A 14,234-nucleotide genomic window follows, 5' to 3' on the forward strand; every position below is an offset into this window, starting at 1 on the left:
CTCTGACCTCTAACGAACGGCGTACGGGTTGGCGGCGGCGCTTTTGAGCGCCTGAGCCTGCGGACCGGCGGCGGCTTCGCCGGGGCCGGTGGCGATCGCCTCGATGATCTTCTTCGAGGTCGGATTCTGGAGGGTGAAGGTCTCGCCCGTGGCGGCGGCCTTCATGGCCTTGCCCTGCATGGTCAGGGTGACGAAGCCGTCGGACCAGGTGACCTGGACGTTCTCCCCGGCCTTGATGACCTGCGGGGCGGAGACGTCGCGGTTGCTGACCAGGGCGCCTTCGCGCAGGGGGCGTTTGGCGGCCAGGCCGATGATCTGGTCGGCGTCGCGGGGGGCGTCGGCGGGCGCGCCGGCGGCCTTGCCCCAGACGAGGTCCTGCGGCTGGACGATCTCGCCGACGCTTAAGGAGCGGGCGTAGGTCAGGACATCGACGTTGGCGCGAGCGGCGACGGGACCGGCCGCTGCGTTGGCCGAACCGCCGCGCACGACGATGCGGCGAAAGCCCTGCGGGTTGTCCCACTGCAGGCCGGCGCGACGGGCCATGACCTGCACGGCCTGGGCGTCGAGCACGACGCTGGGCCCGGCCCGGTTGGCGATCAGGATGCCGGCGGCGGCGCCGGCGCCCTCGAACAGGTCGCCCATGGTCACCCGGCCGTCGGCGTCCGAAACGTCGGCCCGCAGCATCACCGGGCCGGCGAAGGCCGGGGCGGCGACCGTCAGGGCGGCAACCGCCGCTAGAGCCAGGGCGCGCATGCTACGACTTCACCTGGTTGGCGGCCTGCAGCATCTCGTCGGCCGTGGTGATGACCTTGGAGTTCATCTCATAGGCCCGCTGGGCGACGATCAGGGCGGTGATCTCGCTGACCGCGTCGACGTTGGAGGCCTCGGTATAGCCCTGCAGCAGCTGGCCGAAACCGGTGGAGCCGGGGTTGCCGGTGACCGGCTCGCCCGAGGCGCCCGACTGCATGAACAGGTTGTCGCCGATGGCTTCCAGGCCGCCCTCGTTGATGAAGCTCGCCAACTCGATCTGGCCGGCGACTTCGGGGGTCGGGGTGCCCTGGTTGATGACCTGCACCTGGCCGGTCTTGGAGATGGAGACGTCGACGGCGTCCTGCGGAATGGTGATGGCCGGCTGGATCAGGTAGCCGTCCTCGGTGACCAGCTGGCCCTGGTCGTTCACCGACAGGTTGCCGGCCCGGGTGTAGGCGGTCTCGCCCGACGGCATCAGAACCTGCAGGTAGCCGCGGCCCTCGATGGCGACGTCGTAGCGGTTCTCGGTCTTGGTCAGCGACCCCTGCGAGGTGATGCGGTAGGTGCTGCCGGCCTTGACCCCGGCCCCGATCTGGATGCCGGTCGGCACCACTGTGCCCTGGTCGGACGACTGCGTCCCGGCCCGCTCGAGGGTCTGGTAGAGCAGGTCCTGGAACTCGGCCCGCTGACGTTTGAAGCCAACGGTGTTCATGTTGGCGATGTTGTTCGAGATGACCTCGACGTTCAGCTGCTGGGCCGACATGCCGGTCGCGGCGGTGCGGAGGGCTTGCATACTCGGTTACTCCTAAGCGACCCGCCCGAGCCGCTCGACGGCGCGGCGGGACAGGTCGGCGGTGTTTTCCATGGTCTTGACCACGCTCTCGTAGGCGCGGCTGACCTCGATCATCCGGGTGATCTGCAGGATCGGATTGACGTTGCTGCCCTCCAGCATGCCCTGGTGGACGCGGCTGGCGGTGTCCTGGGTGGGCTGGGCGTTCGAGGTGTTCTTCAGGAGGTTGCCGCGGTCCTTGTCCAGGACCGAGCGGTCGTCGAACAGGAAGACGCCGACCTTGCCGATCTTCTCCTCGCCCTGGCTGACCGTGCCGTCCTTGGCGATGGCCACATGGCCCTTGGCCGGATCGACGATGATGTCGCCGCTCTCGCCCTGCACGGCGTCGCCGTCCTGGGTGGTCAGCTTGCCTTCCGGCGACAGGGTGAAGCGGCCGTCGCGGGTGAAGCGCTCGCCGGCGGCGGTCTCGACCTTGAAGAAGCCCTTGCCCTCGATGGCCAGGTCGAAGGCTCCGCCCGTGGCCTGCATCGAGCCCTGCGTGAAATCGCGGGCGACGCCGTCGTCCAGCACGAACTTCACCGGGTTGGGACCGTCGGCCATGCGGGCCGGGGCCGCCGGCTCGGTGCGGACCATCAGGTTCTCGACCTTGAAGCCGGTGGTGTCGGCGTTGGCGATGTTGTTGGCGATGATGTCCATCTCGCGGCGCAGGGTCATCTGGCGCGACAGGCTGATGTACAGCGTGTTGTCCAATTGGCTCTCCCGTTAACAGCCGCGACCGAGCGTCGCCTCTGGCCGTCAACCTGCAAGGTCCGGGCCAAGTCGGAAAAGCCAATAAAAACAGCAAATAAGAAGGTTAACGCGGCGTTCTCGGCGAAATCTGCCGGGCGCCTTGCGGGGGTTTACAAACCCATCCTTAACCAACTGGGCCCAGTAAGGACTCACGCGCGGTGCAAATGTGAGCTCGAGACACGGTGTCCAAGGACAAGGCCAAGCAATCGGAGGCTCCCCTGGAGGGAGACGACGAGGTCGAGGGCGAAGCCCCGGCCAAGAAGAAGCCGAAGCTGCTGGTGCTCATCATCGCCGGCGTGGCGGCGCTTGCCGTGCTCGGCGGCGGCGGGGCCGGCGCCTATTTCATGTTCCTCAAGCCCAAGCCGGCCGACGCCCATGGCGAGGCGCCCAAGAAGGCGAAAAAGAAGAAGGAAGGCGACCACGGCGGCAAGCCCGAGCCCGGCGCCCCGGTCGTCAAGGACGGCCCCGACGGCGTGGTCTTCTACACCCTGCCCGACATCCTGGTGGACCTGCAGACCAGCGACGGCCGCCCGACCCACCTGAAGCTCAAGCTGACCCTCGAGCTGCCCAATCATGAGATGGCCGACGAACTGACCCCGGACATGCCGCGCATGAACGACATGTTCCAGACCTTCCTGCGCGAACTGCGCCCCGAGGACCTGTCGGGCAGCCAGGGCAGCTACCAGCTGCGCATGGAGATCCTGCGCCGGGTCAACCTGCTGGTGGCCCCGAACAAGGTCAATGCCGTGCTGATCGAGGAGATGCTGGTCCAGTAGCCCTTGCGGCTGTTGAGCATACCCCATGGCTGACGAAACCGACGATCAAGACGCACTGGCCCAGTGGGCCGCCACCAACGGCGACAGCGCGCCGGCGGCCGGCGGCGACTGGGATCCGAGCGAGCCCGAAGTCGACGGCCTGATCGGCTCCGAGCGGATCCTCAACCAGGACGAAATCGACAGCCTGCTGGGCTTCGACCTCAGCGATGACGAGGCCGGCGAGCGGACCGGCATCCGGGCGATCATCAACTCGGCGCTGGTCTCCTACGAGCGCCTGCCGATGCTGGAGATCGTCTTCGACCGCCTGGTGCGGTTGATGACGACGTCCTTGCGCAACTTCACCAGCGACAACGTCGAGGTCAGCCTCGACAACATCAGCTCGATCCGCTTCGGCGACTACCTCAACTCCATCCCGCTGCCGGCCATCCTGTCGGTGTTCCGCGCCGAGGAGCTGGACAACTACGGCCTGCTGACGGTCGATTCCAACCTGATCTACTCGATCGTCGACGTGCTGCTCGGCGGTCGCCGCGGCACCGCCGCCATGCGCATCGAGGGCCGGCCCTACACCACCATCGAGCGGGTGCTGGTGCAACGCATGGTCGAGGTGGTGCTGGCCGACGCCAAGGCCGCCTTCGAGCCGCTGACCCCGGTCAATTTCGTGTTGGACCGGCTGGAGACCAACCCGCGCTTCGCCGCCATCGCCCGGCCGGCCAACGCCGCCATCCTGGTCAAGCTGCGCATCGACATGGAAGACCGCGGCGGCCGCATCGAGCTCTTGCTGCCCTACGCCACCCTCGAACCCATCCGGAAGATGCTGCTGCAGCAGTTCATGGGTGAGAAGTTCGGCCGCGACAACATCTGGGAAAGCCACCTGGCCACCGAGCTGTGGACCACCCAGATGGAGGTCCGGGCCGTGCTCGACGAGCAGCAGACGCCGCTTTCGAAAGTGCTGAACCTCAAGGTCGGCGACACCCTGATGCTCAACGCCACGGCCGACAGCCTGGTCGAGCTGCGGGCCGGCTCGATCCCCCTGACGCGCGGCCGCATGGGCCGCCGCAACCACCACATCGCCGTGCGCTGCGAGGCGCCGCTCGATCCCGCCGCCAAGCAGGCGGTCCAGAAGAGGCTGAGATGAGCATCGTCGCGCTTTCCATGAATATCCTGCTGGGCCTGCTGCTGGTCGCCGCGCTCGGCATGGGCTGGCGGCTGGAACGCCGGCTGAAGGCCCTGCGCAGCGGTCATGACGACTTCGCCAAGGCGGTCGCCGATCTCGACGCCGCCGCCATGCGCGCCCAGGCCGGGCTGGTCGCCCTGCGCGCCGCCAGCAACGAGGCCGAGGAAAACCTCAACCTTCGCATCGCCACGGCCCAGGAGCTGGTCGCCCAGCTGGAGCGGCCGCTGGCCGAGCAGCTGGCCGCCGCGCGTCCGCGCCGCAACCCCGGCGTCATGGCCAGCCCGGCCCGCGACGACGACTGGCTGGACCGGGCGCCGCCCGCCCGTGAGCGGCCCGGCCCGGCCCGCTTCGAGCCCCAGACCACCCCTCGTTCCCGCGCCCGTATCGACGACGACCTGTTCGAGCCCGAAGCCCCTTCGGGCCGCCTGCGCGCCATTCCCGGAGGCCGCCTGTGAGCCGCATTCCCCGCATTCTTCCCCTGGCCGGCGTCGCCGTCGCCGGGGTTCTGGCCATCAACTTCGTGGCCGGCGCCGACACCCTGCCCAAGATGCTGACCGGCGCGAAGGCCTGGGCCGAGGGCACGGAAGGCAAGGCCCCGGCCGAGAAGAGCGACGCGGCCAGGATCGCCGCCGCCGCCAAGCCGGCCGCCGTCTGCGCCCCGACCGCCGCTGAACTGGCCAAGGAGGCCGGCCTGTCGCCGTCCGAACTGAGCATGCTGCAGGACCTGGGCAGCCGCCGCGGTCAGCTGGACGCGCGGGAACAGGGCTTCGACACCCAGCTGCAGCTGCTGACCGCCGCAGAGACCAAGCTGGACGCCAAGTTCAAATCGCTCGACGCCCTGCGCAGCGACATCAAGGCCCTGCTGAACCAGGCCGACGCCCAGCAGGAGCAGGAGGTCAACCGGCTGGTCGCCGTCTTCTCGGCCATGAAGGCCAAGGACGCCGCGGCGCAGTTCCGGGTGCTGGACGACAGCGTCCGCCTGCCGATCGCCGCCAAGATGAAGGAACGCACCCTGGCCGCCATCCTGGCCCAGATGCCGCCGATCGAGGCCAAGAAGGTGACCGAGCCGCTGGCCAGGCGCTACACCCAGAACGCCGCCATCCTGGCCGGCAAGCAGGCCCTGGCCCCAGAGCCGCAAGAGCAGGCCGCCGCCCCGCCGGCCCCGGACGCCAAGACCGCCCCGGCGCCCGCCAAGACCCCGGCCAAAGCGCCGACGAGGCCCAAGGCCAGGCCGGCGGCCCAGGCCGCCCTGACCCCGCCCGCCGCCAAGGCCGCCACGCCGACGCCGGCTCCGGCCGCCGCCGCGCCGGCGGTGAAGCCGCCCGAAAAGGCTGGCTGAGGTGAATCTCCGCCGGACCCTTCGTTCCGGCGTCGCGGCCGCCTGCATCGTGGGCGTCGCCGCACCGGCCGGCTATGTCTCGCCGGCCTTCGCCGCGCGGCCGGCGCTCGACGTGCGCGTCGCTCAGGCCAAGGATTTCACCCGGGTGGAATTCCACTGGGCCGGCGGGGCGCGGGTTTCCACCCGGCGGGAGGGCCAGGCCCTGATCCTGCGCTTCAGCCGCGACGCCCGGCCAGACATCGCCCTGCTGCGCGCCACCCCGCCCAAATGGGTCAAGAGCGCCGAGGCCCGCCATGTCGGCGGCGCGCTCGAGATCGTCCTCACCCTGGACGACAACGCCGAGGCCAAGGTCGGCCAGGCGGACGGCGCCACCTTCGTCAACATCGCCGAGAAGAAGACTCCCGAAGCCCCGGCCACACCGCCGCCGGCGGAGGTCGCCGCCGCGCCGCCGCCACCGCCGAGGCCCAACCCGGTTCCGGCCGGCGGGGTCGTGCCGGTCACCGCCGAGACGCCGGCGGGCCAGACCCGGCTGCGGTTCGAGTGGGCCGCGCCGGTGGGAGCCGCCGTGTTCCGCCGCGGCGAGGCCGTCTGGGTGGTGTTCGACGCGCCGGCGCGGCTCAACACCGGCAAACTCGCCGAGGCCGGCGAGAAGTATCGCAAGCTGCAGACGCTGCGCGGCAAGGACTATTCGGCCCTGCGCATGGTGGTGGCGCGCAATGTGCCGGTCACCGTCGCGGGCGAGGGCAACAGCTGGACGGTCGTGGTCGGCGGCGGCGCGCCGGCCGGCCGCGACAGCGGCGGCGGGGCCGTCACCGTGGCGCGCGATTCCGAACAGCCGGGCCTGACGGCGACTATGGCCGGGGCGGGCCGCCCGGTCTGGGTCGACGATCCGGCGGTGGGCGACAAGCTGGCCGTGGTGCCGGCCCTGGCCCCGGCCAAGGGCCTGGCCGCGCGGCGTGACTTCGTCGACCTTTCGATGCTGCAGACCCTGCACGGCCTGGCCATAGAGGCCTATGCGCCGGGCCTGTCGATGGCGGTCGAGGGCGACCTGGTGCGGATCGGCAAGCGCACGGGCCTGGCGCTGTCGCCGGCCTGGGCGAGTGGCGGTCCGGCGCCGGAACAGGTGGCTCTGGGGGCCCCGACCAAGGCTTCGATGCCGGCGCTGATCGGCGAGCAGTGGAGCCAGACCGGCAACCACGGCTTCATGAAGCGCTACGACCAGCTGATGGCCGCCGCCGCCGCCGAGACCGAGCAGGGGCCCTCCGCCCCGACCGAGGCGCGCATGGCGCTGGCCCGGTTCCTGGTCGGCAGCGAGCTGTCCTACGAGGCCATCGGCGTGCTCAACGCCGCCGCCCGCTCACGCGAGACCCTGATGGGCGAGGCCGAGTTCCGCGGCCTGCGCGGCGTGGCGCGGGCCATGGCCGGGCGGCTGAAGGAGTCCGACAGCGACCTGTCGGTGACCATCCTGGCCGACGATCCGTCGAGCTCCGCCTGGCGGGCCTATATCTCGGCAAAGCAGGGCCAGTGGGCCGACGCCCGCAGCAAGTTCGCCCAGTCGACCCAGGCCATGGACCTGTTCCCGCCGCTGTGGCGCGCCCGTTTCCAGCGGGCCGACGCCGAGGCGGCCATCGCGCTGGGCGATCTCGTCGGCGCCGAGCTGTGCCTGAAGCGGGCCGCCATCGCCGGCCTGCCGCCGGCCGAGGAGATGGCCAACCAGCTGATGAAGGCCCGGCTGCTGGAGGCCCAGGGCGAGAAGAACCGGGCGCTGGCCATCTATGACCTGATCGCCAAGGCGCCGCTGGAGCAGTACGCCGCCCCGGCCCTGCTGCGGGCGACGCAGATCAGGCTGGAACAGGGCAAGATCAACGCCGCCCAGGCGGTGCCGATTTTCGACAGCCTGCGCTACCGCTGGCGCGGCGACGCCACCGAGCTGGAGACCATCCGGCTGCTTGGCCAGCTTTACATCAGCCAGGGCCGTTACCGGGAGGGCCTGGAAGCCCTGCGCTCGGCCGGCGTCCGCCATCCCGACCTGCCGCAGGCGGTGGACCTGCAGAACGACCTGTCGGCGGCCTTCCGGGGCCTGTTCCTCGAGGGGCAGGCCGACGGGCTCGAGCCGATCCAGGCGCTGGGACTCTACAAGGACTTCAAGGACCTCACCCCGATCGGGGCCGAGGGCGACCTGATGGTGCGCAAGATGGCGCGCCGGCTGGTCGATGTGGACCTGCTGGATCAGGCCGCCGAGCTGCTGCAATGGCAGGTCGACAACCGGCTGGACGGGGTGCCCAGGGCCCAGGTGGCCACCGACCTGGCGCTGATCTACCTGATGAACCGCCAGCCGGAGCAGGCGCTCCAGGCGATCAACAGCAGCCGCACGACCGTGCTGCCGACGGCGCTGAACGTCGAGCGGCGGGTGATCACCGCCCGGGCGCTGATGGGCGTCGGCCGGCTGGACGCGGCGCTGGAGGTTCTGGAGAACGACAGCGGCCCCGAGGCCACAGACGTGCGCGCAGAGGTCGCCTGGAAGGCCCGCAACTGGCCGCTGGCCGGCGAGATGCTGGAGCGCCAACTCGGCGAGCGCTGGCGGACCGCCTTGCCGCTGAAGCCCGACGAGGAAGGCCGCCTGCTGCGGGCTGGGGTGGCCTACAGCCTGGCCGGCGACGAGGCGGCGCTGGGCCGGATGCGCGGCCGCTACGAGCCGATGTTCAACGCCGCCCGCAACCCCGACGCCCTGCGGGTGGCCTTCGTCTCGCTGGACGGCGAACGGCTGACGACCTCCGATTTCGGCCGCGCGGTGGCCGAGACCGAGGCCTTCAACGGCTGGGTCGGCCGGATGAAGCAGAAGTTCCGTGAAAAGCCGGCCCCGGTGATGGCGAAGGCCCCGGCGCCGAAAGCGGCCGCCAAGGGCCAGCCTTAAACATAACGCCTCTACGCAGCTGAAAGACCTATCGACCCCTCATCCGGCGCTTCGCGCCACCTTCTCCCGCAAGGGGAGAAGGGAACACTCACGGCGGCTGACCTGATCTTGGCCACTCGTTCCATATGCGATTGCCCTGCCGAATTGGGGAGGGAGGGGCGCTACCCCGGCGTGAAGCTCTCGACCAGACTCCCCGCCACCAATCGCCAGCCGTCGACCAGCACGAAGAAGATCAGCTTGAAGGGCAGGCTGATCACCACCGGTGGCAGCATCATCATGCCCATGCTCATCAGCACGCTGGCCACCACCAGGTCGATGACCAGGAAGGGCACGAACAGCAAAAAGCCGATCTCGAAGGCGCGTTTCAGTTCGCTGATCATGAAGGCCGGCGTCACCACGCGCAGCGGGGTTTCCTGGATGTTGGCCGGGCGCTGAATCTTGGAGAGGCGAATGAACAGGCCCAGGTCGTCGCGATCAACCTGGCTGAGCATGAAGGTCTTCACGGGCGCGGAAGCCGCGTCGAAGGCCTGCGGCAGCTCGACCTGCTGGTCGAGCAGGGGGCGGATGCCCTCGTCGTAGGATTTCTGGAAGGTCGGGGCCATGACGATGGCCGTCAGGAACAGGGCCAGGCTGACCAGCACGGCGTTGGGCGGGCTCTGCTGCAGGCCGAGCGCCGTGCGCAGCAGGCCCAGCACCACGACGATACGCACGAAGCTGGTGGTCATGATGACGATTGACGGGGCCAGCGACAGCACGGTCATCAGGCCGACCAGCTGGACGACGCGCTCGGTCAGGCCGGCGCCGGTGCCAAGGTCGATGTTGACCGCCTGCGCCGCCGCGACGCTGGGCAGGGTGACGGCGACGCCGAGCAGCAGGGCCAGGCCCAGCTGGCGCTTCAGATGCCAGGGGTTCTTGTTGGCGGGCTGGTGAACGGGGGGCTTCGGGAGCCTGGCCATCAGGTCGTCTCCACGGCGTTGGTATTGCGGGCCGGGGCGCTGCGCCCCGAGCCAGGCTTGAGGGTCTCGAGCATGCGGCCCTCGCCGAGCAGGATCAGCCGTTCCTGGTCGTCGAGGCGGACCAGCACCAGGCGGCGGGTCGGGTCGATGACCAGGGTCTCCACCAGCTTCAACCGGCGATCCCTGGTCTCCGATCCCTGGAAGCGGGCGATGACGTCGGGACCGAAACGACGCAGGCCCACAGCCGTCAGGCCGATGAGGCCCAGCGTCACGGCCAGAGCGAAGATGGCCTGCAGGATTTGGACGATGTCCATGAAGCGCGCGCGGGACTCTAGAGGGAACGCCCATCAGATGAGCCCCAAAACTTAAGGCCGGATTAACCCTGTTTGTTCACCATGATTTCCCATGAACATCACGGACATCCCGCTGTTCTCGATGCTGCGCAACCGGCTGGGCTATCTGTCCGACCGCCAGAACGTCATCGCCGAGAACATCGCCAACGCCAACACGCCAGACTTCGTGGCGCGGGACCTCAGGCCCTTCAGCTTCGACGCCCATATGAAGGGCGTCGGCGGGGCGGGGGCCGGCGGGCAGTTGGCCCTGGCTGGCGTGGCTGGACCGGCCGCGCCGGTGATGACGCGTCCGGGTCACCTGCCCGGAAACCTGCGCCGGACGACGCACGACCAGACCTACGGCAAGGCCGTCAAGGCCCGCGATACCGAGACCACCCTCGACGGCAACGCCGTGGTGCTCGAGGACCAGATGATGAAGTTGACCGAGACGCGGATGGAATACGACGCGGCCATCGGCTTCTACCAGAAATCCATGGCCCTGCTGCGCATGGCCGCCCGTCCGCCGGGCCGATAGGAGCTTAAGTGATGGCCGACCCCCCCAGCATGTCCAATTCCACCATGCGGATCGCCGCCTCGGGCCTGCGGGCCCAGCAGGCGCGGATGCGGATCATCGCCGAGAACCTGGCCAACGCCAACTCGACCGCGCGCACGCCGGACGGCGACCCCTACCGGCGGCAGGTTTCGGTCTTCAAGCCGGAGATGATCGACGGCGGCCAGGGCGTGCGGCTGGCCAGGGTGCAGAACGACCCGAAGGCCTTCAAGACCAGCTACGATCCCGGCCATCCGGCCGCCGATGCGCAGGGTTATGTGAAGACGCCCAACGTCGACCCTCTGATCGAGGCGCTGGATCTGCGCGAGGCGCAGCGGGCCTACGAGGCCAACCTCAATGTCATCGAGACCGCGCGCTCGATGGAGATGCGCACCCTCGAACTCCTCAAGAAGTAGGCCCTAAGCGATGATCACCGCCCTCGCCGCCGCCAAGGCCTACGCCGCCACCCAGAAGACGGGCGGCATTCCCGGAACCGACGGCGGCGCCGTTGGCGGCGCCAGCTTCCAGGACCTGCTCAAGAACGTCATGGGCGATGCGGTGCAGAGCTCCAAGGCGGCTGAGAGCCAGATGGCCTCCCATGTGCAGGGCAAGGGCCAGCTGATCGACGTGGTCACCGCCATCAGCTCGGCCGAGGCCAGCCTGGAAACGGTGATGGCCGTGCGCGACCAGGTGATCAGCGCCTACCAGGAAATCATGCGGATGCCGATCTGAGGCCTGGTATAGGCAAGGCGCCAGGCCGGCGCATCCGGCCTGTGGCAAATATGAACCGAACATAACGGCAGCCTCAGGTCACGGTCAGGACCGGGCAACTAAACCTCTCTTCAAGTTGTTCAACCCGCCTCGGGTGGACCAGACCTGAAGGAGCAAGACCATGATGAAGAAGATTCTGCTGACCGTCGCGGCCGTGGCCGCCGTCACCGCCGCTGTCCCGGCGGCTGCCCAGACCTATGAACGCGGCGACCGCGATGGCCGCGGCGGCTTCGATCAGAACCGCGACTACAACCGCGATGGTCGGGTGAACAGCGCTGACCGTGAATTCTACTATCGTGAAGTTCGCGACGATCGCGGCGATCGTTACGACCGCGACGGCCGTGGCGACCGCTACAACCCGGGCGAATTCGGCAACCGCCGCTGGAACGAAGGTTCGCGCCGGGAATGGATTCAGGCCCGCCGGATCGACGAGCGTGAGGCCCAACTGGCCGAGCGCATCGACACCGCCGCCCGTCGCCGCGTCCTGAGTCCCGGCGAAGCCCGCAACTTCTTCTTCAAGCTGCAGAACATCGAGCAGCTGGAGCGGGGCTACAAGCGCCACAACCGCGACCTCAGCCGCGCTGAAGTCAAGGTGCTGAACTATCGCCTGGACCTGCTGGCTCAGGAGATCCGCTACAAGGCCCGCCACTAGTCTGAGTACTGACGGAAGAGAAGGGGCGGCCCACCCGGGCCGCCCCTTTTTCTTTGCCCGTCAGGCCGCCAGCGTCACGACCACCGGCACATGGTCCGACGGCTTTTCCCAGTCGCGGACCTCCCGGTGGATATCCAGCCCCCGCAGCCGGTCGGCGGCCTGCGGGCTGAGCAGGTGGTGGTCGATGCGGATGCCGTGGTTCCGCTGCCAGGCGCCGGCCTGGTAGTCCCAGAAGGTGTAGCCGCCGTCACGGCCGTCCAGCTGCATGTAGGCGTCGGTGAAACCGAGGTTCTTCAGGGCCCGGAAGGCGCCGCGGCTTTCCGGCTGGAACAGGGCGTCGCCCAGCCAGCCTTCCGGCTTGTCGGCGTCGCCGGGCTCGGGGATGACATTGTAGTCGCCGCAGATGACCAGCGGCTCCTCCAGCTCCAGCAGGCTCTTGGCGTGCGCATGCAGGGCCTGCATCCAGCGCAGCTTGTAGTCGAAGCGGTCGGTGCCGATCGGATTACCGTTGGGCAGGTAGATGCCGCAGACCCGCACGGGCGTCGGTCCAGACACCACCGCCTCGATGTATCGCGCGTGCTCGTCGGCTTCACCGGTCAGGCCGACGATCTCCGGCAGGCCCTTGCGGACGTCCTCGAATGGCGTTTTCGAGAGCATGGCCACGCCGTTGTAGGTCTTCTGGCCGTGGACCTCGACGTTGTAGCCGAGGCGCTCGAATTCCTCCCGGGGGAACTTCTCGTCGACGCACTTGATCTCCTGCAGGCAGGCGACGTCCGGCTGCGCGGTTTCGAACCACTTCAATACAGTCGGCAGGCGAGCATTGACCGAGTTCACGTTCCAGGTGGCGATACGCATTGACGGCTCCGGTAGGGGCCTGAGAGGCTAGGGCCCATGACCGAGGGGCTCAAGGGGCGAGATCGACGGGAAAAGCGGCAGCGGGCGTTTCTGCTCGGGCTGCTGACGCTCGGCTGGCTGGCGCTGCTGCCGTTCGGCGCCGTGGGGGCGCTGTTTTCGCCGCTGGTCTTCGATCATCGGCCCAATTTGATGAACCCCATGGCCTGGCTGGCCTTCCTGCTGATGATCGCCTTCTGGATCGTCTGCATCCTGGCCCCCTTCGTCGCCTGGGTGACCTGGAAGCGGAATCAGGAGCGGTTCGCCTGGATCGCCATCGCCGTGCCGGCCGTGTGGTTGACGGCGATGGCGGTGGCGCTTCAGTTTGTGCCGGGCTAGACGGCGCGGCGGTCGGGATCGGACTTCCAGACCCGCCAGCTTTCGAACACCACATAGACGCCGATCAGCAGCACGGCGGTGGTGACGCCGCCCATGGCGATCTGTGGCGGCAGCAGGAGACTGATCGGCAGGCCGATCAGTCCGCCCCAGAAGAACAGCCGGCCGGCCAGCCGGTTGGAACGGTCCCAGGCGAGGCGGCTGGTCAGGCTCCAGGGGGTGCGCACCCCGACCAGGGCGTTGGGCGGCACCTTGCCGAGCACCGCGCCGGCGATGGCCAGGATCAGGCAAAGGAAGGCCCCGCCCAGCCGTCCGGCCTGGACGGCCGAGAACATCGGCGTCGCCAGGGTGAAGGGCAGCAGGGCGATCGCGCCGGTGACGGCCAGGATGAGGCCCATGCCAATCGTCAGGCCGCGCCGCCGGGCGGCGTCCGGCTGGCTGGTGCGCAGGCTGAAGGCCATGGCCCCGGCGCTGATCGCGGTGACGGCGGCGATCACCAGGATGGCGCCGGCCGCCTCGGTGCGGTCGCCCCAGCGGTCCGGCGCGCCGGTGATGTCGAAGTGCATCGGCACGGGGCCGGTGGTCCCGAACCGGGCGGCGTAGGCGGCCAGGGCCAGCTGGGCCAGGACGACGACCCCGGCGGCGGTTTCCATGCGGGTGAGCTTGACGGTCATTGCGGCGCTCCCTTCGGTGCGGCGGCCGGCGCTTCGCCGGTCTTCATGAGGTCCATGAGGAAGGCGAGGGCCTCCTCGACGGCGGAAATATTCAGGCGGTAGATGATCGAGGCCCCGTCGCGCTCGGACTCGACGAGCCCGGCCTCGCGTAGGGAGGCCAGATGGCCGGTGATGGTCGGCCAGGCCATGTCGAAGGCCCCGGCGATGTCGCCGGACGACTTGGGACCAGCGCGCAGCATCTCGATGATCTGGCGGCGGGCCGGGTGCGACAGGGCTTTGAACAGGGTGTTCATAGGGAGGAGGCTAATTAGGGTTTTTGCTAATTACAAGGGAAATTAGGGGGATGGCTAAATTTGGTTCCTCCTCCGGCGCGAAGCGACGGGGGAGGGGGGCCGCCGGCCCGACTCAGGGCCGGTGGTGGAGGGGGCGGCGCCGGTGGTTGGGGATAGCTATGAACGCAGCGGTCAAAGGTGCGCCAGAACGCACTTCTTCCTGACAGGCCGGCGCGGGGGGGGGGGGGGGGGGGGGGGGGGGGGGGGG

Annotated in this window: 18 protein-coding genes; 10 read left to right on the forward strand and 8 right to left on the reverse strand. The window is 69.1% G+C overall.

The features are described from left to right. Nucleotides 1-9: 9 nt before the first annotated feature. From flgA to flgF, 3 genes are read right to left on the reverse strand one after another with little or no spacing between them, the layout of a single operon-like run. A complete protein-coding gene (gene flgA / locus AC1RSK_RS05440; RefSeq protein WP_492906246.1) occupies nt 10-753 on the reverse strand; it encodes a flagellar basal body P-ring formation chaperone FlgA in 744 nt (247 codons plus the stop codon). A gap of 1 nt (nt 754) precedes the next feature. After that, nucleotides 755-1,543 (reverse strand): flagellar basal-body rod protein FlgG, encoded by a 789-nt coding sequence (gene flgG, locus AC1RSK_RS05445; RefSeq protein WP_492906247.1) that lies wholly within the window; start codon nt 1,541-1,543, stop codon nt 755-757. Between the two features lie 12 nt (nt 1,544-1,555). Beyond that, on the reverse strand, nt 1,556-2,290 hold the full coding sequence (flgF, locus tag AC1RSK_RS05450) for a flagellar basal-body rod protein FlgF (protein ID WP_492906249.1): 735 nt from the start codon (nt 2,288-2,290) through the stop codon (nt 1,556-1,558). 221 nt (nt 2,291-2,511) lie between these two features. Between flgF and AC1RSK_RS05455 the strand changes: the two genes are divergently transcribed. The 5 genes from AC1RSK_RS05455 to AC1RSK_RS05475 are packed head-to-tail and all read left to right on the forward strand — an operon-like array spanning nt 2,512 to nt 8,532. After that, the gene (locus AC1RSK_RS05455) at nt 2,512-3,105 is read left to right on the forward strand and encodes a flagellar basal body-associated FliL family protein (RefSeq protein WP_492906251.1); all 594 of its coding nucleotides are present in this window, start codon (nt 2,512-2,514) and stop codon (nt 3,103-3,105) included. A 25-nt stretch (nt 3,106-3,130) separates the two neighbouring features. Further along, nucleotides 3,131-4,240: a flagellar motor switch protein FliM gene (gene fliM / locus AC1RSK_RS05460; RefSeq protein WP_492906253.1), complete on the forward strand. Its 1,110-nt coding sequence runs from the start codon at nt 3,131-3,133 to the stop codon at nt 4,238-4,240. After that, nucleotides 4,237-4,734, forward strand: coding sequence for a DUF6468 domain-containing protein (locus AC1RSK_RS05465; protein ID WP_492906255.1), 498 nt, complete (start codon nt 4,237-4,239; stop codon nt 4,732-4,734). Before fliM ends, AC1RSK_RS05465 begins: the two co-directional genes overlap by 4 nt. After that, complete coding sequence (locus tag AC1RSK_RS05470; RefSeq protein ID WP_492906257.1) at nt 4,731-5,618, forward strand: MotE family protein; 888 nt, start codon at nt 4,731-4,733, stop codon at nt 5,616-5,618. Before AC1RSK_RS05465 ends, AC1RSK_RS05470 begins: the two co-directional genes overlap by 4 nt. A 1-nt stretch (nt 5,619) precedes the next feature. Then, nucleotides 5,620-8,532: a tetratricopeptide repeat protein gene (locus AC1RSK_RS05475; protein WP_492906259.1), complete on the forward strand. Its 2,913-nt coding sequence runs from the start codon at nt 5,620-5,622 to the stop codon at nt 8,530-8,532. A gap of 161 nt (nt 8,533-8,693) precedes the next feature. On the opposite strand, the gene fliP is transcribed toward AC1RSK_RS05475, so the two are convergent. Then, nucleotides 8,694-9,488, reverse strand: coding sequence for a flagellar type III secretion system pore protein FliP (fliP, locus tag AC1RSK_RS05480; protein WP_492906261.1), 795 nt, complete (start codon nt 9,486-9,488; stop codon nt 8,694-8,696). After that, nucleotides 9,488-9,802 (reverse strand): flagellar biosynthetic protein FliO, encoded by a 315-nt coding sequence (locus AC1RSK_RS05485; protein ID WP_492906263.1) that lies wholly within the window; start codon nt 9,800-9,802, stop codon nt 9,488-9,490. Before AC1RSK_RS05485 ends, fliP begins: the two co-directional genes overlap by 1 nt. 91 nt (nt 9,803-9,893) lie before the next feature. Between AC1RSK_RS05485 and AC1RSK_RS05490 the strand changes: the two genes are divergently transcribed. The 4 genes from AC1RSK_RS05490 to AC1RSK_RS05505 all read left to right on the forward strand — a co-directional run bounded on the left by AC1RSK_RS05490 (nt 9,894) and on the right by AC1RSK_RS05505 (nt 11,793). Next, nucleotides 9,894-10,355, forward strand: a complete 462-nt coding sequence (locus AC1RSK_RS05490; protein WP_492906265.1) for a flagellar basal body protein — start codon at nt 9,894-9,896, stop codon at nt 10,353-10,355. A gap of 11 nt (nt 10,356-10,366) precedes the next feature. Further along, complete coding sequence (gene flgC / locus AC1RSK_RS05495; protein ID WP_492906266.1) at nt 10,367-10,786, forward strand: flagellar basal body rod protein FlgC; 420 nt, start codon at nt 10,367-10,369, stop codon at nt 10,784-10,786. 10 nt (nt 10,787-10,796) lie between these two features. After that, entirely contained in the window at nt 10,797-11,102 is a 306-nt protein-coding gene (fliE, locus tag AC1RSK_RS05500) for a flagellar hook-basal body complex protein FliE (RefSeq protein ID WP_492906268.1), read from the forward strand. A gap of 160 nt (nt 11,103-11,262) precedes the next feature. Further along, entirely contained in the window at nt 11,263-11,793 is a 531-nt protein-coding gene (locus AC1RSK_RS05505) for a hypothetical protein (protein ID WP_492906270.1), read from the forward strand. A gap of 60 nt (nt 11,794-11,853) precedes the next feature. Here AC1RSK_RS05505 and xth read toward each other — a convergent pair whose 3' ends face one another. Continuing rightward, nucleotides 11,854-12,648 (reverse strand): exodeoxyribonuclease III, encoded by a 795-nt coding sequence (gene xth, locus AC1RSK_RS05510; RefSeq protein ID WP_492906271.1) that lies wholly within the window; start codon nt 12,646-12,648, stop codon nt 11,854-11,856. A 36-nt stretch (nt 12,649-12,684) separates the two neighbouring features. Between xth and AC1RSK_RS05515 the strand changes: the two genes are divergently transcribed. Beyond that, complete coding sequence (locus AC1RSK_RS05515) at nt 12,685-13,023, forward strand: hypothetical protein (RefSeq protein ID WP_492906273.1); 339 nt, start codon at nt 12,685-12,687, stop codon at nt 13,021-13,023. Here AC1RSK_RS05515 and AC1RSK_RS05520 read toward each other — a convergent pair. Together AC1RSK_RS05520 and AC1RSK_RS05525 are read right to left on the reverse strand one after the other, a co-directional pair. After that, nucleotides 13,020-13,694: an SdpI family protein gene (locus AC1RSK_RS05520; RefSeq protein ID WP_492906275.1), complete on the reverse strand. Its 675-nt coding sequence runs from the start codon at nt 13,692-13,694 to the stop codon at nt 13,020-13,022. The genes AC1RSK_RS05515 and AC1RSK_RS05520 overlap by 4 nt on opposite strands. Next, the gene (locus tag AC1RSK_RS05525; RefSeq protein WP_492906277.1) at nt 13,691-13,987 is read right to left on the reverse strand and encodes a metalloregulator ArsR/SmtB family transcription factor; all 297 of its coding nucleotides are present in this window, start codon (nt 13,985-13,987) and stop codon (nt 13,691-13,693) included. The genes AC1RSK_RS05520 and AC1RSK_RS05525 overlap by 4 nt, the downstream gene beginning before the upstream one ends. Nucleotides 13,988-14,234: the final 247 nt, after the last annotated feature.

This window comes from Caulobacter sp. GW821-FHT11A05, from assembly GCF_058809015.1.

Excerpts from the sequence above, each read along its gene's own strand:
- flgG (WP_492906247.1), bottom strand. The coding sequence starts at position 1,543 with ATGCAAGCCCTCCGCACCGCCGCGACCGGCATGTCGGCCCAGCAGCTG.
- xth (WP_492906271.1), bottom strand. The coding sequence starts at position 12,648 with ATGCGTATCGCCACCTGGAACGTGAACTCGGTCAATGCTCGCCTGCCG.
- AC1RSK_RS05525 (WP_492906277.1), bottom strand. The coding sequence starts at position 13,987 with ATGAACACCCTGTTCAAAGCCCTGTCGCACCCGGCCCGCCGCCAGATC.
- flgC (WP_492906266.1), top strand. The coding sequence starts at position 10,367 with ATGGCCGACCCCCCCAGCATGTCCAATTCCACCATGCGGATCGCCGCC.
- fliM (WP_492906253.1), top strand. The coding sequence starts at position 3,131 with ATGGCTGACGAAACCGACGATCAAGACGCACTGGCCCAGTGGGCCGCC.
- AC1RSK_RS05485 (WP_492906263.1), bottom strand. The coding sequence starts at position 9,802 with ATGGACATCGTCCAAATCCTGCAGGCCATCTTCGCTCTGGCCGTGACG.
- AC1RSK_RS05520 (WP_492906275.1), bottom strand. The coding sequence starts at position 13,694 with ATGACCGTCAAGCTCACCCGCATGGAAACCGCCGCCGGGGTCGTCGTC.
- AC1RSK_RS05515 (WP_492906273.1), top strand. The coding sequence starts at position 12,685 with ATGACCGAGGGGCTCAAGGGGCGAGATCGACGGGAAAAGCGGCAGCGG.
- AC1RSK_RS05490 (WP_492906265.1), top strand. The coding sequence starts at position 9,894 with ATGAACATCACGGACATCCCGCTGTTCTCGATGCTGCGCAACCGGCTG.
- AC1RSK_RS05505 (WP_492906270.1), top strand. The coding sequence starts at position 11,263 with ATGATGAAGAAGATTCTGCTGACCGTCGCGGCCGTGGCCGCCGTCACC.
- fliE (WP_492906268.1), top strand. The coding sequence starts at position 10,797 with ATGATCACCGCCCTCGCCGCCGCCAAGGCCTACGCCGCCACCCAGAAG.
- flgA (WP_492906246.1), bottom strand. The coding sequence starts at position 753 with ATGCGCGCCCTGGCTCTAGCGGCGGTTGCCGCCCTGACGGTCGCCGCC.
- AC1RSK_RS05465 (WP_492906255.1), top strand. The coding sequence starts at position 4,237 with ATGAGCATCGTCGCGCTTTCCATGAATATCCTGCTGGGCCTGCTGCTG.
- fliP (WP_492906261.1), bottom strand. The coding sequence starts at position 9,488 with ATGGCCAGGCTCCCGAAGCCCCCCGTTCACCAGCCCGCCAACAAGAAC.